General features: G+C 60.8%; 24 protein-coding genes and 2 tRNA genes. 13 read left to right on the top strand and 13 right to left on the bottom strand.

Going from position 1 to position 20,593, the window contains the following annotated elements; translation table 11 throughout:
* Positions 1–43 precede the first annotated feature (43 nt).
* Positions 44–589, bottom strand: coding sequence for a translation initiation factor IF-3 (gene infC, locus VCK47_RS03640; RefSeq protein WP_416236661.1), 546 nt, complete (start codon positions 587–589; stop codon positions 44–46).
* Between the two features lie 192 nt (positions 590–781).
* On the opposite strand from infC, the gene VCK47_RS03635 reads away from it, so the two are divergent.
* Positions 782–1,387, top strand: a complete 606-nt coding sequence (locus tag VCK47_RS03635) for a hypothetical protein (protein ID WP_322889358.1) — start codon at positions 782–784, stop codon at positions 1,385–1,387.
* A 66-nt stretch (positions 1,388–1,453) separates the two neighbouring features.
* Here the strand turns inward: VCK47_RS03635 and VCK47_RS03630 are convergent, their stop codons facing one another.
* The 6 genes from VCK47_RS03630 to cysG all read right to left on the bottom strand — a co-directional run bounded on the left by VCK47_RS03630 (position 1,454) and on the right by cysG (position 6,917).
* Positions 1,454–2,302, bottom strand: a complete 849-nt coding sequence (locus tag VCK47_RS03630) for a ferredoxin--NADP reductase (RefSeq protein WP_322889357.1) — start codon at positions 2,300–2,302, stop codon at positions 1,454–1,456.
* A gap of 63 nt (positions 2,303–2,365) precedes the next feature.
* Complete coding sequence (locus VCK47_RS03625; RefSeq protein WP_322889356.1) at positions 2,366–2,776, bottom strand: DUF934 domain-containing protein; 411 nt, start codon at positions 2,774–2,776, stop codon at positions 2,366–2,368.
* Complete coding sequence (locus tag VCK47_RS03620; protein WP_322889355.1) at positions 2,773–3,492, bottom strand: phosphoadenylyl-sulfate reductase; 720 nt, start codon at positions 3,490–3,492, stop codon at positions 2,773–2,775. The genes VCK47_RS03625 and VCK47_RS03620 overlap by 4 nt, the downstream gene beginning before the upstream one ends.
* A complete protein-coding gene (locus tag VCK47_RS03615) occupies positions 3,482–5,149 on the bottom strand; it encodes a nitrite/sulfite reductase (protein WP_322889354.1) in 1,668 nt (555 codons plus the stop codon). The genes VCK47_RS03620 and VCK47_RS03615 overlap by 11 nt, the downstream gene beginning before the upstream one ends.
* 65 nt (positions 5,150–5,214) lie before the next feature.
* Entirely contained in the window at positions 5,215–5,526 is a 312-nt protein-coding gene (locus VCK47_RS03610) for a DUF2849 domain-containing protein (RefSeq protein WP_322889353.1), read from the bottom strand.
* Entirely contained in the window at positions 5,526–6,917 is a 1,392-nt protein-coding gene (gene cysG, locus VCK47_RS03605) for a siroheme synthase CysG (protein WP_322889352.1), read from the bottom strand. The genes VCK47_RS03610 and cysG overlap by 1 nt, the downstream gene beginning before the upstream one ends.
* Before the next feature lie 136 nt (positions 6,918–7,053).
* Here cysG and VCK47_RS03600 point away from each other — a divergent pair, with 136 nt between their 5' ends.
* The 4 genes from VCK47_RS03600 (at position 7,054) to VCK47_RS03585 (ending at position 9,261) form a co-directional block, all read left to right on the top strand.
* Positions 7,054–7,515 (top strand): Lrp/AsnC family transcriptional regulator, encoded by a 462-nt coding sequence (locus VCK47_RS03600; protein ID WP_322889351.1) that lies wholly within the window; start codon positions 7,054–7,056, stop codon positions 7,513–7,515.
* 86 nt (positions 7,516–7,601) lie between these two features.
* Positions 7,602–7,946 carry a hypothetical protein gene (locus VCK47_RS03595; RefSeq protein WP_322889350.1) on the top strand — a complete coding sequence of 115 codons (345 nt, stop codon included), beginning with the start codon at positions 7,602–7,604 and terminating at the stop codon, positions 7,944–7,946.
* Between the two features lie 11 nt (positions 7,947–7,957).
* On the top strand, positions 7,958–8,758 hold the full coding sequence (locus VCK47_RS03590; RefSeq protein ID WP_322889349.1) for a DUF2145 domain-containing protein: 801 nt from the start codon (positions 7,958–7,960) through the stop codon (positions 8,756–8,758).
* Positions 8,759–8,895: 137 nt separating this feature from the next.
* Complete coding sequence (locus VCK47_RS03585) at positions 8,896–9,261, top strand: DUF4168 domain-containing protein (RefSeq protein WP_322889348.1); 366 nt, start codon at positions 8,896–8,898, stop codon at positions 9,259–9,261.
* 67 nt (positions 9,262–9,328) lie between these two features.
* Here VCK47_RS03585 and VCK47_RS03580 read toward each other — a convergent pair whose 3' ends face one another.
* Both VCK47_RS03580 and VCK47_RS03575 read right to left on the bottom strand, forming a co-directional pair.
* Entirely contained in the window at positions 9,329–9,742 is a 414-nt protein-coding gene (locus VCK47_RS03580) for a hypothetical protein (protein ID WP_322889347.1), read from the bottom strand.
* A gap of 68 nt (positions 9,743–9,810) precedes the next feature.
* Complete coding sequence (locus tag VCK47_RS03575; RefSeq protein ID WP_322889346.1) at positions 9,811–10,977, bottom strand: cytochrome P450; 1,167 nt, start codon at positions 10,975–10,977, stop codon at positions 9,811–9,813.
* A gap of 185 nt (positions 10,978–11,162) precedes the next feature.
* On the opposite strand from VCK47_RS03575, the gene VCK47_RS03570 reads away from it, so the two are divergent.
* Positions 11,163–11,993, top strand: coding sequence for a cobalamin-binding protein (locus tag VCK47_RS03570; RefSeq protein WP_322889345.1), 831 nt, complete (start codon positions 11,163–11,165; stop codon positions 11,991–11,993).
* Here VCK47_RS03570 and tpiA read toward each other — a convergent pair.
* The 3 genes from tpiA to VCK47_RS03555 all read right to left on the bottom strand — a co-directional run bounded on the left by tpiA (position 11,990) and on the right by VCK47_RS03555 (position 13,525).
* Entirely contained in the window at positions 11,990–12,718 is a 729-nt protein-coding gene (gene tpiA, locus VCK47_RS03565; RefSeq protein WP_322889344.1) for a triose-phosphate isomerase, read from the bottom strand. The two genes, VCK47_RS03570 and tpiA, sit on opposite strands and share 4 nt — an antisense overlap.
* Positions 12,719–12,738: 20 nt before the next feature.
* Complete coding sequence (locus VCK47_RS03560; protein ID WP_322889343.1) at positions 12,739–13,101, bottom strand: iron-sulfur cluster assembly accessory protein; 363 nt, start codon at positions 13,099–13,101, stop codon at positions 12,739–12,741.
* Positions 13,102–13,162: 61 nt separating this feature from the next.
* Positions 13,163–13,525, bottom strand: a complete 363-nt coding sequence (locus VCK47_RS03555) for an SUF system Fe-S cluster assembly protein (protein ID WP_322889342.1) — start codon at positions 13,523–13,525, stop codon at positions 13,163–13,165.
* A gap of 131 nt (positions 13,526–13,656) precedes the next feature.
* On the opposite strand from VCK47_RS03555, the gene tgt reads away from it, so the two are divergent.
* The 6 genes from tgt to VCK47_RS03525 all read left to right on the top strand — a co-directional run bounded on the left by tgt (position 13,657) and on the right by VCK47_RS03525 (position 18,657).
* Positions 13,657–14,787, top strand: coding sequence for a tRNA guanosine(34) transglycosylase Tgt (gene tgt, locus VCK47_RS03550; RefSeq protein WP_322889341.1), 1,131 nt, complete (start codon positions 13,657–13,659; stop codon positions 14,785–14,787).
* Between the two features lie 114 nt (positions 14,788–14,901).
* A complete protein-coding gene (lon, locus tag VCK47_RS03545) occupies positions 14,902–17,310 on the top strand; it encodes an endopeptidase La (protein ID WP_322889340.1) in 2,409 nt (802 codons plus the stop codon).
* A gap of 118 nt (positions 17,311–17,428) precedes the next feature.
* On the top strand, positions 17,429–17,758 hold the full coding sequence (locus VCK47_RS03540; protein ID WP_322889339.1) for an HU family DNA-binding protein: 330 nt from the start codon (positions 17,429–17,431) through the stop codon (positions 17,756–17,758).
* Between the two features lie 13 nt (positions 17,759–17,771).
* Positions 17,772–17,846, top strand: a tRNA-Val gene (locus VCK47_RS03535).
* A gap of 65 nt (positions 17,847–17,911) precedes the next feature.
* Positions 17,912–18,475, top strand: coding sequence for a histidine phosphatase family protein (locus tag VCK47_RS03530; RefSeq protein WP_322889338.1), 564 nt, complete (start codon positions 17,912–17,914; stop codon positions 18,473–18,475).
* Positions 18,476–18,581: 106 nt separating this feature from the next.
* Positions 18,582–18,657, top strand: a tRNA-Val gene (locus tag VCK47_RS03525).
* Between the two features lie 67 nt (positions 18,658–18,724).
* Here the strand turns inward: VCK47_RS03525 and VCK47_RS03520 are convergent.
* Positions 18,725–19,423 (bottom strand): hypothetical protein, encoded by a 699-nt coding sequence (locus tag VCK47_RS03520; protein ID WP_322889337.1) that lies wholly within the window; start codon positions 19,421–19,423, stop codon positions 18,725–18,727.
* Here VCK47_RS03520 and VCK47_RS03515 point away from each other — a divergent pair.
* Positions 19,422–19,679, top strand: a complete 258-nt coding sequence (locus VCK47_RS03515; RefSeq protein WP_322889336.1) for a hypothetical protein — start codon at positions 19,422–19,424, stop codon at positions 19,677–19,679. The genes VCK47_RS03520 and VCK47_RS03515 overlap by 2 nt on opposite strands.
* Positions 19,680–20,593: the final 914 nt, after the last annotated feature.

The raw sequence follows: 20,593 nt of genomic DNA, 5'->3' as shown, positions 1-20,593 counted from the left end.
TGCCGTTGGCAGGATGGGTGAGATCACCCATCCTACGGACATATCACTTCGACAATGGCCCGATCAGCATGACCATCTGGCGGCCTTCCATTTTGGGGAAGTTTTCGACCTTGCCGGCTTCCTTGGTATCCTCGGCCACGCGTTCCAGCAGTTTGCGCCCCAGTTCCTGGTGCGCCATCTCGCGGCCACGGAAACGCAGGGTGACCTTCACCTTGTCGCCGTTTTCCAGAAACTTGAAGACGCTGCGCATCTTGACTTCGTAATCGTGGGAATCGGTGTTCGGACGGAACTTGATTTCCTTGATCTCGATGATCTTCTGCTTCTTGCGCGCTTCGGCTTCTTTTTTCTGGGTTTCGTATTTGAACTTGCCGAAGTCCATGATCTTGCAGACCGGAGGAACGGCGTTGGGCGAAATCTCGACAAGGTCAAGCCCGGCCTCTTCGGCCATCTGCATTGCCCGGTCCGGCGATACAACGCCTACGTTTTCGCCGTCTGCACCGATAAGCCGGATTTCGGCTGCCCTGATCCGTTCGTTGATCCGAGGGCCGGTTTCGCGCTGGGGTGGCGCGTTGTGGGGTCTGCGTCCTATGGTCTTGATCCTTTGTTTGTTGCGTAATGCTGCAGCGGAAACTAAACCTGCTTGGGCCGCGCTTCAACCCGCTATCACGCAGTTTCGCAGGTATTTTCGGGGACGCTTGGGTCTTTCCCTTTGGTCATATTTCTGACATATCGCGCGGCGAGGGCCAACAACCGCCCGAGTTTTCAATGAAGGACCACGCTTATGAGAGCGCTTGCAATCTTGATCATCCTCGCCGTTGCCGGCTTTTTCGGCTACCAGTATGCCGTTGAAGGCCGCGGCCCCAATGCCGCGATCGGTGTGCTGACAGGGGCGACCGCCGCCGCTGAAGCCGAAGCTGCTGCTGCCGCAGAGGCCGCCGCTGCTGAAGCTGCTGCTGCCGAAGCCGCTGCCGCAGAAGCTGCCGCTGCTGAAGCTGCTGCCGCAGAAGCCGCTGCCGCAGAAGCTGCCGCCGCCGAAGCCGCTGCTGCCGAAGCTGCCGCTGCCGAAGCCGCTGCTGCCGAAGCTGCCGCTGCCGAAGCTGCTGCTGCTGTTGAAGCTGCTGCTGCCGAAGCTGCACAAGTTGTTGAAGATGCGGCAACCGAAGCGGCCGATGCCGCATCTGATGCCGTCGAGAGCGTTGTTACATCGACCGCCGATCTGCTGACCGTTGACGGCTTCAACGCCGATCAGGTTATCGCGCTGATCGAAGGCTCTGATCTGGCAGCCGAGGAAAAGACCACGCTGATTTCCGCCGTGACCGCCGCCCAGAACAGCCCCGCACTGTTGCAGCCGGTGCTGGAGCGCGTGAACCAGTTGCTGGGCGAATAAGGCCCCGCAGAAACGACAAAGGCCGCCCTGTCAGGGCGGCCTTTTTGATTCAGGGGGATCGCAAGATCAGTCCAGAAACGCCTTTTCCACAACATATTGCTGCGGATTGGAATTGGCCCCTTCGTTCAACCCGTAGCTTTCCAGCATTTCCTTCAGTTCCAGATTGAATGCCAGATTGCCACAGATCATCGCGCGGTCGGTTTCGGGCGACAGGGGCGGCACGCCAAGGTCGGTGAACGCCTCTCCGCTGCGCATCAGGTCGGTGATGCGGCCCATCTTGGGGCTCTCTTCGCGGGTGGTGGTCGGGTAGTATTTGATCTTTTTCCAGAACCCTTCGCCGATCACCTCGTTCAGAAGCTCATCGGTTTTCAGCCCTTCGATCAGGTCGCGGCCATAGGTCAACTCGCCCGCCTCGCGGCAGGTGTGAGTGATGATGATCTCGTCGTAATCCTCATAGGTCTGCGGTTCGCGCAGTAGGCTGGCAAACGGCGCAAAGCCGGTGCCGGTCGCAAAAAACCACAGGCGCTTGCCGGGCAAAAGCGCGTCATGCACCAACGTGCCTACGGGCTTGGGCCGCAGGATCAGACTGTCGCCGGGCTGGATATGTTGCAACTTTGATGTCAGCGGACCGTCCTGCACCTTGATCGAATAGAATTCCAATTCCTCGTCCCACGACGGCGAGGCGATGGAATAGGCGCGCATGATCGGTTTGCGTTTGCCCGTCTCGGGGTCCTCGTCGCCCATCAGCCCGATCATGACGAATTCGCCCGACCGGAACCGCAGGCTGGCAGGCCGCGTCACGCGGAACGAAAACAGACGGTCGGTGTAGTGCTTTACCTCCGTCACGGTCTGCATGTCGGGCAATTGCGGGACGATCTTGGCGCTGGCGTGGTTCACGGCTGTCTGCTCTGTCATAGGTTCATCTGTGACCCTAGGGGCCATCCTCTGTCTAGTCTTTGATCTGGGTCAGGGAAAGGGTCAGCCGCGCAAACGGGCCTGATAGTGGCTCTGCTGCCAGTCGGCACGGGCAAGCCACTGGTCCTGCGGCTGGCGGGCGGCCAAGGCGTCGTCAATCTCGACCTCGTCGAAACCGGACCGGCGGGCCATGGCGTATTGATCGGCAATTACGTGACCGCGCGCGCGCAACCGGCCCTTGAAGCCCGCGCGCCGCAGCATCGCGGCCAGGGTGAAACCGCGCCCGTCCGCAAAGCTGGGGAAATCGATGCGGATCATCGGCGCATTGGTCAGGCGGGCCAGTGTGGCGGGGTCGGTGTCGGAGGCAAGATCCACCGCGTAGGCGGAATCATTGGCAATCGCCTGTGCGGCATCGCGGAACGGGCCGGTCCAGTCGTCGGCGGCAAAGCCTTTGTCGGTGACGATGATACTCATGCTGCCTTGCCTTCCCGGACCATGCGCCCGTTTTCAAAATGGATACCGCATTCGGTTTTTTCACTGCCACGCCAACGGCCTGCGCGGGGGTCCTCACCTGCGCCGACGCGGGTCGTGCAGGGCATGCAGCCGATGGAAGGGTACCCTTGGGCCACCAGCGGATGACGCGGCAGGTTGTGGTCTGCCATGTAGCCGCGCAGATCGTCGGAAGACCACTGCGCCAGCGGATTGATCTTGATACGCGCGCCGTCCGCCTCGAACAAAGGCAGGCTGGCACGCTGGCCGTTTTGGAATTGCTTGCGCCCGGTGATCCAGCCGCCGAAGCCTTGCAGCGCTTGTTCCAACGGCCGTGTTTTGCGCAGATCGCAGCATGCGTCGGTATCGGCCTGATGGAGCAGGCCGTCCACATCCTCGCGCAGCACGGCATTGCGGTCGGGGGTGATGACGCGCACATCACGCAGGCCCAAGGCCTCGGCCACCTCGCGCTGATAGGCCAAAGATTCCGGAAACAGCATTTCGGTGTCCAGAAAGATCACCGGCACAGCGGGGTTCACTTGGGCGGCCAGATGCAGCAGCACAACACTTTCGGCACCGAACGACGACACCAGCGCCACTGGACCAAGCGCGGTTGTGTTCAATGCATGATCCAGCACGGTCAGCGCATCCGAGTCGTGGTGGAGCGCGTTGCTGAGGGCGACGAGATCGTTACGCGGCATCGGCTTTATCCTCGCGGTAAAGAACGGCTTTGAACGGGGCGAGCCCCAGACGGCGATAGGTTTGCAAGAACGTCTCGGACGGGTCGCTGCGCAGGTCGAGATAACCCATGACCAGCCGTTCGATGGCAGGCACGATCTCTTCCGCGCTGAAACCGGGGCCTGCGCGTTCGCCAATGGTCGTCGTTTCGGTGCCGTCGCCGCCCAGCGTGATCTGATAGTTTTCGACGCCCGCGCGATCGAGGCCCAAAATCCCGATATGGCCGACATGGTGATGCCCGCAGGCATTGATGCAGCCGGAGATCTTGATCTTGAGCGGGCCAACGTCATGCTCGATCTTCAATTCGTCAAACCGCGTGGCGATTTGTTGGGCGATAGGGATCGACCGGGCCGTGGCCAGCGCGCAGTAATCCATGCCGGGGCAGGCGATGATATCGGACGCAAGCCCGATATTCGCCGTCGCCAGATCGGCATTGCGCAAGGCGGCATAGACGGCAGGCAGGTCGGACTGGTGGACATGCGGCAAGATCACGTTCTGTTCGTGGCTGATGCGCAATTCGCCGTGGCCATAGGTTTCCGCCAGATCAGCCATGACGCGCATCTGGTCGGAGGTCGCGTCACCGGGTGTCGCGCCATGTTTCTTGATGCTGATCGACACGATGGCATAGCCGGGCGCCTTGTGCGCGGACAGATTGGTGTCGGTCCATGACCGGAAAGCGGGGTTGGCCAGACGCGCGGCCTCATACCCGTCGGTGGCTTTGGTGACAAAGGCGGGCGGGGCAAAGGATGTCTCGATCTCGGCCAGCAGCCTCTGGTCATAGCCGCCAAAGCCTGCGCGGATCGCTTCAAACCGATCTTCGACCATCGCTTTGATGGTTTCGATCCCGTTTTCATGCAGCGTGATCTTGATGCGCGCTTTGTACTTGTTGTCGCGGCGGCCCAGCAGGTTGTACACGCTGACAATCGCCTCGACGTAAGGCAGCAGTTCCGCCTTGGACACGAAATCGCGCAAGACCTTGCCCACCATCGGCGTGCGGCCAAGACCACCGCCGACGATGACCTGATACCCGATCTCGCCCGCGTCATTGCGCACCACGACCAGCCCGATGTCATGGGCGCGGGTGACGGCACGGTCGGCGGCGGCCCCTGTCACGGCGATCTTGAACTTGCGCGGCAGGAACTGGAATTCGGGGTGGTCTGTGGACCATTGGCGCAAAAGCTCGGCAATGGCGCGGGGGTCTTCGATCTCGTCCTCGGCGGCACCGGCGAAATGGTCGGCGGTCACGTTGCGGATCGTGTTGCCACTGGTCTGAATCGCATGCATGCCCACATCGGCCAAAGCCTCCAGCATATCGGGCACATCACCCAGTTTGGGCCAGTTGTACTGGATGTTCTGACGGGTCGTGAAATGGCCGTACCCCTTGTCCCAGCGGTCGGCGATATATGCGAGTTGGCGCATCTGCGCGGGGTTCAGCGTGCCATAAGGCACCGCCACGCGCAGCATATAGGCATGCAGTTGCAGATAAAGGCCGTTCATCAGGCGCAAGGGCTTGAATTCATCCTCGGTCAAGGACCCATCGATCCGGCGTTCCACCTGACCACGGAATTGCGCGACGCGGGCGCGCACGAAGGTTTCGTCGAAATCGTTGTATACATACATCTGCTTTGTCCTGTCGCCGTCCCGGATATGATCCGGGACCTCTTGGGTGGCGTGGAGGTCCCGGATCAGGTCCGGGACGGGGTCTCTGTTTGTTTCCCGTGGGGATAGTTGGACGGGCCGCGCGTGCGGAATGCTTCGCGGAAATGCACGGGTTCCGGTCCGTCCGCGCCGGGCTTGGCGTCGGCTAGATAGACACCTGCGATTTCCGCCGCCCGCGCCTTGGCCTGCAGCAGTCGCAGATCGGCATGCGCCTCGTCGGTGATAAGCTCTGCTTCCGACATCAGCGGCGACCAGCGGTCATCCTCGGTCAGCCACACGGCGTCACCGTTGAGAAGCGCGTTGGCTGTTACAACCTTCGGGGTGAAACGCGGGGGCATTATGCAAACTCCTTGATCTTGATGGCTTCCGCCAAGGCCGCGCGCGAGGCGAGGCCGTAGAAAGTGATGACAGGGCCGGACAGAGCCGCGCGGGTCAGGGTGGGTTCGAGTTCCGCCAGACAAGTGGCGATCACGCGCTGGTCGGCGCGGCTGACGTTTTCGATGATGGTCACGGGCGTTGCGGGGTCGGCCCCGTGCATCAGCAACCGGCCTTGGATGAACCGCGCGGCGCGCTTGCCCATATAGATCGCCGCGACTTCACCGGGGGCGGCCAGCGCGCGCCAGTCGTGATCGGCGTAGCCCTTGGTGTCGTGGCCGGTGATGAACCGCACCGCCGAATTGCGCCCACGCTGCGTCAGGCTTTGCCCGATGGCGGCGACAGCGGCAGAGGCAGCGGTGATCCCCGGCACGATCGTATAGCTGACGCCGGCGTCGATGATGGCGCTGATTTCCTCGTCCAGTCGGCCAAAAACGGTCGGATCGCCCGCTTTCAGCCGCACGACATGGTGTCCGTCCAGCGCATGCTGCACGATCAGCGCGTTGATCTCGTCCTGCGGCATCGCACGGCCGAAACCCTGCTTTCCTGCGTCGATGATGATCGCCTCGCGGCGGGCGAGCTCGAGGATTTCAGCCGTCACAAGGTTGTCGTGGATCACGACATCGGCCTTGTCGAGCGCGTTCCGAGCCTTCAGCGTCAAGAGTTCGGGGTCGCCGGGGCCTGCGCCGACCAGATCGACATGGCCCGCCTTGCTGCGCGCGGTGATGTGGTCATCAAGCAGGGCTTCCAGCGCGGGGATGATCCCGGCTTCGCCAGCGGCACCCATCGCCTTGGGGCCACGCTGGAAATAGAAATCGGCCCAGAAATCGCGCCGCTTGCGGCCCATCGGCAGCACATCGACCGCATGGCGGAATGTCTTGCCGATCCGCGCCAACACGCCCAGCGACACGGGCAGGCGTTCTTCGATATCGGCCTTGATCGCGCGGGCCAGCACAGGTGCGGCCCCTTCGGTGCCGATGGCCACGACGACAGGGTCGCGGTCGACGATGGCGGGGGTGATGAACTGACTGTCGGCCAGATTGTCCACGATATTGACCAGCGCACCATCCGCATGGGCGATGGAGGCGACGCGGGCATCCTCGGCATCGTCTTCATTGGCGGCATAGAAAAGTGCTGCGCAAAGCGTATCGCCCGGTTCCATCGGCCGCGCGATGATGCGCAGCTTGCCGGCCGCGGCCCAAGCCGCGATTTCGGGGGTGACCTCGGGGGCGATCACGGTCAGATGTGCCTCGGTCTTCATCAGCAGGCGCAATTTGGCCATGGCCGCATCGCCGCCACCCGAAAGCACGATCCGCCGACCGGCGACAGCAAGGAAGATGGGAAAATGTTGCATGGCGCACCTTTTGATTTCTTGCCTTCAACATAGAACATTATTCTGCTATTTGCTGCCCCCAAGCGGCATTAAAGGACGTATGTTCCATGGTGTCCCGAAAACAGACCGTATGTCCTCGAATGATCGGAAAACAGGAATGGCTTTGCGGATTGATGCGACCGACCGGAAGATTTTAGCGGCCCTGCAAGCGGATGCGGCCCAATCTCTTGACGATATCGCCAAGGCGGTGGGGTCGTCCAAGACGCCTGTGTGGAATCGCATCCGCAAGCTGAAAGAGGCGGGCGTGATCGGTCATCAGACCGTCATTCTGGACGCCGAAAAGCTGGGGTTCGAGGCGTGTTTTTTCGTCCTGATCCGTACGTCCGAACATGACAAGGACTGGCAGGCGCGTTTCCTCAAGGCGTTGAAATCACGCCCCGAAGTGCAAGAGGCGCACCGTCTGGCGGGCGATATCGACTATATCCTGAAAGTGCGGGTCAAGAACGCGCGCGCCTATGACACCTTCTATCAGGCGCTGATTTCCGAGGTGAAGGTGCACAACGTGACAGCGCTTTTGTCGATGGAGGAAATCAAGTCGACGGTGGCGTTGCCGCTGTAGTTATGAACGATGTTCAAAATAATCCTTGACGGATGATCTGGCTGGGTCTACCAAACGTGAGCAACGTTCACGAATGGAGATTTCCGATGAACATTCTCAAGATCACGACCTTGATTGCCGCCGCTGCAACGCTCGCTGCCTGCGCCAGCCCTGCCGCACAGCATTCGGGGCAGGCGGTCGGCCATAGCGCCAATGCCTCGGCCCACGGGTCCGCCGCCGTAGCGCATGGCGCCGTCAGCGTTGCGGCCGTGCCTGTCATGGCGACAGGGGCTGTTCTGGCCGTGTCCGGTGCCGCGCTGGAAGAGGTTGGCACCGGATCGGTCGCCGCCGCCGCAACCGTGCTGAGCGGGACTGCCGCGCCTTGCACTGTCCAGCCGGGCAGGGCAGCTGCCCCTTGCGTGGTCGCTGGCCCCGCACCGCGTTTGCAATAGGAGTCAGACCGATGAAACGCTTTCTTGCCATCGCCGCGCTGTCGCTGACCGCGCTGATGTCCGCGCCTGTCCATGCGGGTAGCAGTGCCGCCGCTGACGCGATCCTGCCTGTCGATCAGGTCGCGGCCTTTTCCAACCGCGTGCAGCAGGATCTTGCAGCGCGGGGCGCCAATGTCGCCATCGTGGCGCGGGTCGGGCGTGATCCTTCGCTTTTGCCCGAAGGCATCGACTATACCCATGTGGCCTTCTGGGTCTATTCGCGCATCACCCGCGCGGACGGGTCGGTGGGGATGGGGTATCAGGTCTATAACCTTTACCAGCGCAACGGCGATCTGACGCGCAGCGATCTGGTGCGCGATATGCCTGCGGATTTCTTTGCCGCCGCCCATAGCCTTGATGCCGGTGTCATCATCCCCGATCCGCGCCTGCAGCAAAAACTGCTCGAAGTGATCGCCAGCCCGACTTATGCGGCACTGCACAACCCGACCTATTCGGTGCTGGCCAATCCCGCCACGTCGCAGTTCCAGAACTGCACCGAACACACGCTTGATGTGCTGATGGCGGCCCTTTACGACACCTCCGATCCTGCGCAGATCAAGGCCAATATCGCGGCCCATTTCACCCCGCAGCCTGTGCGCTTGAACGCTTTGCAGCGCCTGTTCGCGCCCGCCGCCTCGCAGGCGTTGACCACGGTGGATCATGGCCCGCAGGTGGCAACCGCGACATTCGGGTCGATCGCGCGGTTCATGCAAAGCCATGACCTTGCCGCCGAGGTCTATCGCATCACACCCGACCGCTTTGTCCGGTTCTAGGCCAGCAGGATGCTGCCGACAGGAACCCGCGTTTCGGCAAGGCCTCGCCGGTGGTTTTGGCAGATGCGGGGCGGGAGCTTAGGTGACGTCTGACCGCGTGGACACCCGCGTGGCCAGACAAACCGAAGGAGACTGAAATGACCCGTCCCACCAAGATCGGCGCCATCACACTGGCCGCCCTGCTTGCCGCAACCGCCCCTGCCGCCGTCATCGCGCAGGCCGCACCTGCGCCGATGACGCAAGAGGTTTCGAGCGAAGAGCTGGACGCCTTTGCCGCCGCCTATGAAAGCGTGATCGCGATCGACGCGAAATATGCGCCACAGATGGAACAGGCCGCCGATCCGCAGGCGCAGCAACTGCTGCTGGAAGAGGCCCAGATCGCCAAGGTTCAAGCGGTCGAGGCGACAGACGGGATCGACGTGGACCGCTATGTCGAGATCCTGACGCTGGCACAGGCTGACCCCGCGCTGACAGCCCAGATCGTCGAACGGCTGGAACAGTAACCACCTCACCAACGACAAAGCCCGCCGCGGTTCATCTGCGGCGGGCCTTTTGCTGCGCAGTCACAGGCTATTGCAGCGTTGCATCGATCTCGATCACCTTGCTGTCGTCGGCTGACGCTGGGGCCACGGCGATCTTGGCGTTGCTGATCCCCTGACCCGAAAATTCGATCGCACGCTCGAGCAGATCGCCTTCACCTTGAAGGATCGTATAGCCTGCAGCTTGTAGCGCGGCTTCCCATTCGTTCAACAGCGTGTCGACATCCTCCTCGGTGCGGAATGAAAACATCCGCAAGGATGATCCGATCTCGCGGTCGGTCAAAACCTCGAAATCTGCGGGCATCTTCAATTCGGCAGGCACCCAATCCTGCACCTGGTCCTGTGCAAGCGCGGGCAAAGCCGAAGTCATCACGACGAAGGCCACCGACCAAAGGGTCGTCAGCAAGGCGGTACGGGGCGCAGAGGCGGCTTTTTTGTCGAACATGCCGTCCAGATAGGGCACAACTACCGCTCTGACAACGCAAACGGGCTTATACCGGCGGAAACACGGGCCTAGCGCGTGGACACCATCAGACGCGTCAGCCCGTGGAAATGATAAACATCGCCATAGCCGGGCAGCGCTGTCAGACGCAGTTCGGGGCAGCGCGCGAACAGCACATCGAGCGCGATCTTCAACTCCAGTCGCGCCAGCGGCGCGCCGACGCAGAAATGGATGCCGCCGCCGAAGCTGGTGTTCTGCGGGCCGCTGCGGGCAGGGTCGAACCGCGCGGGGTCGGCATAAACCGCAGGGTCGCGGTTCGCCGCCCCCAGAAGGCAGGCGATCTGGTCGCCGCGTTTGAACGGCTGGTCGCCGATCTGCACATCCTCGTAAACCCAGCGGGTGAACATATGCAGCGGCGGGTCGTGGCGGATGATTTCCTCGACGCAAGCATCTGTGATCCCGCGGATATTCTGTTCGAGCAGCGTTTTGGTACCGTTGCCCAAAGTATGCACTGTCGCCTCGTGGCCTGCGTTCAGCAGCAGGATACAGGTGGTGATCAGCTCGTCGGTCGTCAGCTTTTCGCCCTGTTCCTCGGCCGCGATCAGGGTCGAGATCAGGTCGGTCGCGGGTGTCTTGCGGCGGGTTTCGATATAGCCGCGCATGAAGTCGGCAAAATCCGTCGATGCCGCGATGGCCGCAGCCTCGATTTCCGGCGTGCGGCGGGCCTGATACATGGCGACCATGGCGTTCGACCAGCGCAACAGATCGTCGGCGCGGTCCTCTGGCACGCCCAGCAGGCGGGCGATGGTGATCACCGGCACGGGTTGGGCATAGGCCGTCAGCAGATCGAAAGGCTCGGATGGAAAGCGGTCGATCAGGTCGTGGCAAAGCTGCGTGATCTGCGGGGCAAGGGCTGCGATGGTGCGGCTGGTGAAGGCGCGCAGGACAAGTGCGCGCAGGCGGGTGTGGCGCGGCGGTTCCAGTTCCAGCATCGAATGCGCCTCGATGTCATAGAACGGGCGCAGCCTGTCGGGGATCGCGGGCGCCAGTTCGGGCGGGCATTCGCGCCCCATGCGGCGGTCGCGCAGCACGGCATGGACCGCCTTGTGCGACACGGCACAGGGCATGGCGTAATCGTCCCACCAGAAAAAATCGCCCGTCTGGCGGGCACGGTCATAGAACGGATAGGGGTTCTGGACAAAGGCGGGGTCGGTGGGGGACTGGCTCAGATGTTGCATGGCGCAGCTTTGCCGCGCCGCCGCAATCTTTGCAATGGGGGCCTGACACATCCGATCACGAAACCGCGACGTTCTGACGCGGCACAGCGCCGTGCCGCTGTGTTAGGCTGCATGCGATTGGATACCGCAGGCAGGCCACAGAGTCGTCAATCGGTCGCCAATCAGCCAACGGGGGAGGGGTGTTCATGGCGAAATCGTCTTTGGACGACGGATTGTTCGACCGTTCGGCGTATCAGAACGCAACGCGGCAATTGCGTCTGGTCGAAACGGAACTGCCGCAAAACGCGGTGTCCAGCCTTGCACGCGAGGTCGTGCGCCGCCTTGCGTTCCGCATGCCGCGCCACGAGAATGCGGCGGATTTGCCTACGCAGTCCGACATCGACCTGCTCTGCGCGGCCTTGCTGTCGGCGGATGACACGGCAGCGGACAAGTTCATCCTTGCCGCCCGTCGCGACGGTGTCGATATCGGAGCCATCAGCCGCGGCTATGTCGCAGGCGCTGCCCGCAAACTGGGCCAGATGTGGGATGACGACCGCATTTCATTCGTCGACGTGACGCTGGCCTGCGGCAAGCTGTACGGCATCATCCGTGGCCTGCGCCATGTGCTGGCTCCCCAGATCACCCAAGGCCGCGAAATGCGGCCCGCCGTCTTTGCGCTTGTACCGGGCGAAACCCATACGCTGGGGATCGAGATTGCAGCAGACCATTTCCGTCGCGAAGGCTGGGATATCGATTTGCTGGTGGGGCTCGACCATGACACGCTGATCGCCGAAGCCGACGAGCATCATTACGAGGCGATTGTGCTGGTCGCCAATTCCGACCGGATGCTGGAACCCCTGACGCGTCTCAGCCTTGCGCTGCGGATTACGCAACCGCTTGCGCATATCATCGTGGCGGGCAGTATCCTTGACCACCATCCCGACATTCTGCAACTGGTGGGCGCAGAGGCCGTGATGCCCGACCTCGACACCGCGGTCGAGACGCTGCGCAAGGTCCTTGGCCCCGTCCAGCCCTAGCTGGCGGCAAGGGCCGCGATGATCGGGGTGAAATCGGCCGCCTTCAGGCTGGCCCCGCCAACCAGAGCGCCGGTCACATGCGGGACGGCAAAAATCGCCGCCGCATTGTCGGCCTTGACCGACCCACCGTAGAGAATGCCGAATTCTGCCCCGTCGGAAAAGCGAGCGGCGAGACGCGCGCGGATATGGGCGTGGACTTCGGCGATCTGGTCCGTCGTAGGCACCTTGCCCGTGCCGATGGCCCAGACGGGTTCATAGGCGATCACGGTGTTATCGGCGGTCGCACAATCGGGCACCGATCCGGCCAGTTGTGCGTCGATCACGTCAAGCGTTGTGCCATCCTCGCGCTGTGCCAGCGTCTCGCCGATGCAGATGATCGTGGTCAAGCCCGCGTCATGGGCAGTTCGGGATTTGGCGGCGACGGTGGCGTCGGTTTCCCCATGGTCATGGCGGCGCTCGGAATGGCCGGTGATGACGTAGGTTGCCCCCACATCGGCCAGCATTTTTGCCGAAATGTCGCCTGTATGCGCGCCATGCGTGGCGGCGTGGCAATCCTGCCCGCCGATGGCAATAGGCAGTCCGGCGCAGGACCCGATCAGGGTCGCGGGCAGGCAGATCAGCACATCGACATCAGAGCCGCGCTGTTCGGCAAGTGTGCCAAGCTCGGCCAGATCAGCGCGCAGGCCGTTCATCTTCCAATTGCCGGCGGCAAGTTTGCGTCGCATGGGATGTCCTTTGATGCGCGTCAGCGGGACGCGATGTTATCCGCGAATTTGATCGATTCCCCGCAACCGCAGGCATCAACCACATTGGGATTGCGGAACTTGAAGCCGGATTCGAGCAAGGATGTCTCATAGTCGATGACGGTCCCGAACAGGAACATCTGTGCCATGGGGGCGATCATCACCCGCGCACCATCCTGTTCGACCACCTCGTCCAGCGGATCGACTTCGGTGACATAGGCCATGGTATATTCCATGCCCGCACAGCCGCCTTTTTTGACGCCGATCCGCAAACCCTGATGGCCGTCCTTCTCCATCAGGCGCGCGATCTGTGCGGCGGCCTTGTCGGTGATCGTGACGGCTTGTTTGCCGGGAATGCCGAACATGTCATGCTCCTTGTGCTGGTATCAAGATAGGTCAGGCAACCGCGCGGCACAAGCGCAGTGCTTACATGAACCCCAGTTCCAGCCGCGCTTCGTCGGACATCATGTCCATGCCCCATTGCGGCTCGAACGTCATTTCGACATCCACCTGTTTGACGCCGGGCAGAGGTTCAATGGCGTCTGCCACCCAACCGGGCATCTCGCCCGCGACGGGGCAACCGGGGGCTGTCAGCGTCATGACGATGTTGACCGCATTATCTTCTTTGATGTCGATCGTGTAGATCAGGCCAAGGTCGTAGATATTCACCGGAATTTCAGGGTCATAGACCGACCGGCACGCCTGAACGACATCTTCGTACAACGGATGATCCGTCGTCGATGGCGCGATCAAGGGCGCGCCTTCCAATTGAGCGTTTGCATCTGTCATGTGATCGGTTCCTGCATTCCTGATAGAACATATAGGGTTTGCCGCAGGGGGCGTAAAGGGGGCGAGGGGCAGGGTGGTCTTTCCAATCCCGCGCCCTTGCGGCATATGCCTTGCCAGCAAGAGGAAACCCGATGACCGACCGTTTTTCGTTTCGACTGGATGCCACCGATGGCAAGGCCCGCACGGGGGCGATCAACACGCCGCGCGGCGAAATCCGCACCCCCGCCTTCATGCCCGTGGGCACCGCCGCCACGGTCAAGGCGATGTTGCCCGAAAGCGTGGCGGCAACAGGCGCGGATATCCTGCTGGGCAATACCTATCACCTGATGCTGCGCCCCACGGCGGAACGGATCGCGCGTCTGGGCGGGCTGCACAGATTCATGAACTGGGACAAGCCGATCCTGACCGACAGCGGCGGGTTTCAGGTCATGTCGCTGGCCGGATTGCGCAAACTGACCGAGGAAGGCGTGACCTTCAAAAGCCATATCGACGGATCGCGCCACCATCTGTCGCCGGAACGGTCGATGGAAATTCAGGCGCTGCTCGGGTCCGACATCGTGATGTGTTTTGATGAATGCCCCGCGCTGCCCGCCGACCGCGACCGGATCAAATCCAGCATGGATCTGTCGATGCGGTGGGCGCAAAGATCACGCGATGCCTTTGGCGACCGGCCCGGCCACGCACTTTTCGGTATCCAGCAAGGCGGGCTGGAACAGGACCTGCGCGAAGAATCTGCGCAAGCGCTGCAGGCCATCGAATTTGACGGCTATGCCGTGGGCGGACTGGCTGTGGGCGAAGGGCAGGAGGCGATGTTCGGCGTGCTCGACTATGCGCCCGACCAGTTGCCCGTGGACAAACCCCGCTACCTGATGGGCGTGGGCAAGCCTGATGACATCGTGGGCGCGGTCAAGCGCGGCATCGACATGATGGATTGCGTGCTGCCGTCACGGTCCGGCCGGACGGGTCAGGCCTTCACGCGGCACGGTGTCGTGAACATCAAGAACGCCCGCCATCAGGATGACCCGCGCCCCTTGGACGAGGCCTGCACTTGCCCCGCCTGCCGTGGCTATTCGCGCGCCTATCTGCATCATGTGTTCCGCGCGAACGAGATGATTTCGGGCATGCTGCTTACATGGCACAACCTGCATTACTTCCAGCAGATCATGGCCGAGATGCGCGCCGCCATTTCCGCAGGCACCTTTGCCGATTGGGAAGCAGAATTCCACAGCCAGCGCGCGCAGGGCGATATCGACCCGCTGTGAACGCTGGCCAGTTGACAGCCCTCTAGGTCGGCCCCATTTGTAGTCTCCAAGAGGGGACGCGCCATGCTGCCGATGGACCGGGGCCGGGGCGTTCTGCCAGAAAAGGAAAATTCCATGCAAGAACCATTGAGTTCGTCTTATCCCGTCCTGCCGTTGCGTGACATCGTGGTGTTCCCGCATATGATCGTGCCGCTCTTCGTGGGCCGCGACAAATCCGTGCGCGCGCTGGAAGAAGTCATGCAGGACGACAAGCAGATTCTGCTGTCCAGCCAGATCGACCCCGGTCAGGACGACCCCGATCAGGACGGCATCTACAAATCCGGCGTACTGGCCAATGTGCTGCAACTGCTGAAACTGCCCGATGGCACCGTAAAGGTGCTGGTCGAAGGGCGCAGCCGTGTGCGGATCACAGGTTTTGTGCCCAACGACTCGTTCTTCGAGGCCAGCGCCGAATACCTGACCGAAGAGCCCGGCGATCCGACCGAGGTGGAAGCCTTGGTGCGCAACGTCGCCGCCGAATTCGAGCGTTACGCCAAGGTCAAGAAAAACATCCCCGAAGAAGCCATGGCCGCCGTCAGCGACGCGACCGAGCCTGCGAAGCTTGCCGATCTGGTGGCAGGGCATCTGGGCATTGAAGTCGCACAGAAACAGGGCCTGCTGGAAACGCTGTCCGTCGCGGAACGACTGGAAAAGGTTTACGGCATGATGCAGGGCGAAATGTCCGTGCTTCAGGTCGAACGCAAGATCAAGACCCGCGTCAAATCACAGATGGAACGCACACAGCGCGAATACTATCTGAACGAACAGATGAAGGCGATCCAGAAGGAGTTGGGCGACGGCGAGGATGGCCAGAACGAGGTCGCCGAGCTGGAAGCGCGGATCGCCGAGACCAAGCTGTCGAAAGAGGCTCGCGAAAAGGTCGATGCCGAACTGAAGAAGCTGAAATCCATGTCCCCCATGAGCGCCGAGGCGACCGTGGTGCGCAACTACATGGACTGGATTCTGGGCCTGCCGTGGAACGTGAAATCGCGCACCAAGAAAGACCTGCATAAAGCGCAGGCGATCTTGGACGCCGACCATTACGGTTTGGAAAAGGTCAAGGAACGGATCGTCGAATATCTGGCCGTGCAGCAGCGCTCGGCCAAGCTGAAAGGCCCGATCATGTGCTTGGTCGGCCCTCCCGGCGTGGGCAAGACCAGCCTTGGCAAATCCGTGGCGAAAGCGACAGGACGCGAATTCATCCGCATTTCGCTTGGCGGCGTGCGTGACGAATCTGAAATCCGCGGCCACCGTCGGACCTATATCGGCTCCATGCCCGGCAAGATCATTCAGGCGCTGAAAAAGGCGAAAACCACCAACCCGCTGATCCTGCTCGATGAAATCGACAAGATGGGGCAGGATTTCCGTGGTGATCCCGCATCGGCAATGCTCGAGGTGCTCGATCCCGAACAGAACGCGACCTTCGTCGATCACTATCTGGAGGTCGAATACGACCTGTCGAACGTGATGTTCCTGACGACCGCCAACAGCTACAACATGCCGGGGCCGCTTCTGGATCGGATGGAGATCATTTCGCTCTCGGGTTATACCGAAGATGAAAAGGTCGAGATCGCCAAACAGCACCTGCTGCCCAAGGTCATGCAGAACCACGGGCTGAAAGCGCGCGAATTCAGCGTGGCCGATGACGCGCTGCTGGCGATGGTGCGCGTCTATACCCGCGAGGCGGGCGTGCGGAACCTTGAACGCGAACTGGCCAAGGTTGCGCGCAAGGCGGTGACCCAGATCGTCAAGAAAGAGGCCGAAGTGGTGACCGTGACTGCGGCCAACCTGTCCGATTTCCTTGGCGTGGAAAAACACCGCTTCGGGCTTGCCGAAGAAACCGACCAGATCGGTGTCGTGACGGGTCTGGCCTGGACATCGGTGGGCGGTGAGCTTTTGAACATCGAAGCCCTGCGCCTGCCGGGCAAAGGCCGGATGAAGACGACCGGCAAACTGGGCGATGTAATGAAGGAATCGATCGATGCGGCGTCCAGCTATGTCCGCTCCATCGCGCCGGAAATCGGGGTGAAACCGCCGAAATTCGACACGATCGACATCCACGTTCACGTCCCCGACGGGGCAACACCGAAAGACGGGCCTTCAGCTGGCCTCGCGATGGTCACCTCCATCGTGTCGGTGCTGACGCAGATCCCCGTGCGCCGCGATATCGCCATGACAGGCGAGGTGTCACTGCGCGGCAATGCCATGCCGATCGGAGGGTTGAAGGAAAAGCTGCTGGCAGCCTTGCGCGGCGGCATCACAACCGTGCTGATCCCGCAGGAAAACCTCAAGGATATGGCCGAGATTCCCGACAACGTGAAAGAAGGGCTGACTATCATCCCGGTGACCCACGTGTCCGAGGTGCTCGAACACGCGCTTGTGCGTAAACCCGAACCGATCGAATGGGACGAGGCCGCCGAAGAGGCTGCAGCCGCCGCCGCGATCAAATCAGGCACGGCACCAGAGGCCGCGCGCGCGCACTGATCCCGTGCAAGAGAAAAACGAAAGGCGCGTCCCGCAAGGGGCGCGCCTTTTGCGTGGCAAGGCGCTGGCGTCGCCTGCGCAATCCGCTAGACTGCGCGCGACAGCAAGAGGACAGATCATGGCCCGCAAAACCGCCGCTTCTTCCGACACCCCCGCATCGCCGGCCGCAACACAGCTGAAAAAGCCCGATCTGCTCGACCAGATGGTCGCTCGCGGGCCAATCAAGAAACGCGACGCCAAACCCGCGCTTGACGCTGCCCTTGCCCTGATCGGCGAGGCGCTGGCCCGCGGCGACGACCTGATCCTGCCCCCGCTTGGCAAGATACGCGTGGTCAAGGCCAAGGATCTGGGCGAGGGCGCGCAGCTTCTGACATTGAAACTGCGCCGCGGAAAAGATGCGTCACAAAGCGGCAAAACCGGTCTTGCAACTGATGCCGAGGACGTCTAAATCACACCGCAGAGGGTGATTAGCTCAGTGGTAGAGCGCTTCGTTCACATCGAAGATGTCAGGAGTTCAAATCTCTTATCACCCACCATTTCCCTGCAATTGATATGGTTCCGGCCTGACAGCACTGCACAGGTCCAGCTCCACAGGCCCCCTATGACATTTCCCGAAATCTACATCCTTCGTCACGGCGAAACCGAATGGAACGCCGAAAACCGGATGCAGGGCGCACTCAACTCGCCGCTGACGCCCAAGGGCGAGGCGGATGCTGCGCGGCAGGCCGCGATCCTCGCCCGCCGCGATTTGGCCGGTTTCCAGTTCTGGTGCAGCCCGCAGGGACGTGCGGTGCAGACGGCGGGCATCGCACTCGGCCGGATCGCGGCACATATCCGCACCGACGACCGGTTGCGCGAAATCGGCGTGGGCGATTGGGCAGGGCTTTTGCGCGATACGCTGCCACAGCCGGACGGTCCCGATCCGGTGGCAGCGCAATATGCGATGGCCCCGAACGGGGAAGGTTTCATAGCGCTCGAGGCGCGCTGCGAGGCCTTTCTGGCCGATCTGCGCGGTCCTGCGGTTCTGGTCACCCACGGGATCACCAGCCGCGTGCTGCGGCGCATCCTTGCCGGTGACGCGGCCATCGCCGTGCCCGCCGCGCATGGCGGACAGGGGCATGTCTACCATATCCAGAACGGCGTGCAGACCCTGCTCGACGCCTGAGACGGGGCTTTGCCCCATCGCTTGAGCCTAAATATCCCGGCGGTCCGGGGGCTGGCCCCCGAGGCCACTTGCATCGGCGGAAACGATCTTTTAAAGGATCGCGGACGGGTGATTAGCTCAGTTGGTAGAGCGCTTCCTTTACACGGAAGATGTCGGGAGTTCGAGCCTCTCATCACCCACCAGTATTTTCAATATGTTAGCGTCAATGGGCTAAGTGTGCAGCGGTTCTTTGAACCTATGCCTCAAACCCTACACCGTTGACCAGAGCGCTGAGATGACTTGGCAAGCCGATTTAATGTCCTTTGCGCGCTGAGTCATTGCTTTGGGGGCTATGAATACTTCACCATGTTGGACATCAATCGACATGCAAAGCCGGTTTGCTGGCTCTCGCAACCCCTTTAAATTCTGATCAATGTGCAGTATTAAGAGAGTAGCGACATACAGGCCCATGTTTCGCCGCTTTTCTTTCGCTGCCTCAGTCGCAGAGTCGTCTTGGGTCATGCGCAGTATTGCGGCTCCAATTTGGTCAGAACCTTTCTCATGTCCATGGACTAGCATGTCCGCATAAACAGACACTTCAACTCCGCCGATCAACAGCTTCAGCTGCTTTGACGGCGCTGCTAAGAAGAGATACCCGCTTGTCTGATTTGACATACCTTGAAGAGATTGCATGACCTCGATCGATTTCACCGCGTCATCTTGACGTAGGGAACTTTCGGCGGGATCAGCTGATCGCTGCATTAGCATTTGCTCTGCAGCAATAAGTGGCGCATTGGACCGTGTCAGATCGCAGAGGTGCTCGACAATTGCTCGCCGCGCGTCACTATAACGAATAATCGGTGATTTTTGCGGGTGCTTCGCATTTTTGACGATGCTGATTTGCGTGGTGGGCTTAGAAACCAGAAATCGGGCAAGCTCGTTAGCGGAAATTTTGGGAGGCTTTGACATGGATGACTTTCTGACGACAAAAAAAATTGGCGACGGCCGATCTCTTCACATAGCCAGCTTGTCGAGGCAGGCCATCATTGAGTGTGAGGCGGAGCATCTCGGTTTTGACGGCTTCTTCGTTTTCGAAACTTGTGATGAACCGGGTAGGCAAGGCATCAATATTCTAGGTAAGGTTGCATCATTTGACGCTGGTGTGCAACTCGCCAATCTTTTGCGTGCGTTGCGGCCCAGATCACCTTCTGCCAGTCGGACCTAGCAAGCTCAGGGAAGGCTTTGCACTTGACATGACGCCTTACAAAAATTTGACTGGTTCCTCAAATATCGTGGCATACGAAACTGGTGATCACCATATCGATGTCCGGTTCACGGGTGGTGCCACCTACCGTTATACATCGATGTCAGTGGGGATGCTTAATCTAGAAACCATGTTCCGACTCGCAAAAGAAGGCCGAGGACTAAACAGTTTTGTTAACTCGAACGTCAGGAAACTTTACTCGTCTCGCATCAGCTAGCGTTCATGACCGGACACCTCGTGCCCTTACAAAATTCAACAAATTGACTGCACCCTACGTGAGCTTTCGCTCGAACCGCTCATAGAATTTCTAAGTAGTCGACGTATAGTTGTGGCTAAGCACCTGGGCAATCTTCTGCATCAGGATGCCGGTAGCCAGCATTGTGACAGGCGCAGTGTACTGTCAGTAGTGGATCCGCATGTGACCGATTACTGATCTTTCCAGCGCGACCATGAAGCCCTTACGAATGCATTTTATCTGCCCGCCTTGGTACTCGATCACTTAGTCGGTAAGAGGCATTTTGCGCTCTGTAGTGAGTGCAGCACGGGTAGAGCTGTTCATCTGTCGCACAGCGCGTTCTTTGAGGGTGAGGCTATCGTCGGAGCGCAGGCTGATCACCCCTTCTTTATGTCGCATCGGTCCCAAATCAGGTCGAGGATCGCGCCGATCCGCGCAGAGTTGCCGAGGATCAGGATGTCTGCTAGCCACACATGCTGGTCTTTATAGCCACCGACAGGCTTGTTGGTCACAGCCGGCGTCAGAATTCTCATAACCGGCTCGGGCTTCTCCAATCGCTACATCGCAGAAGCCTTGTCAATCATGGCCAGCTTCACATTCTACGAATGTGCTTTTGACATCGGTGCACTGAGCAACACTC

The organism is Yoonia sp. 72 (assembly GCF_034652275.1).
Lineage (GTDB): Bacteria > Pseudomonadota > Alphaproteobacteria > Rhodobacterales > Rhodobacteraceae > Yoonia.
Note: the sequence above shows the minus strand (reverse complement) of the source record. Positions and strands in the feature narration are given on the sequence as shown.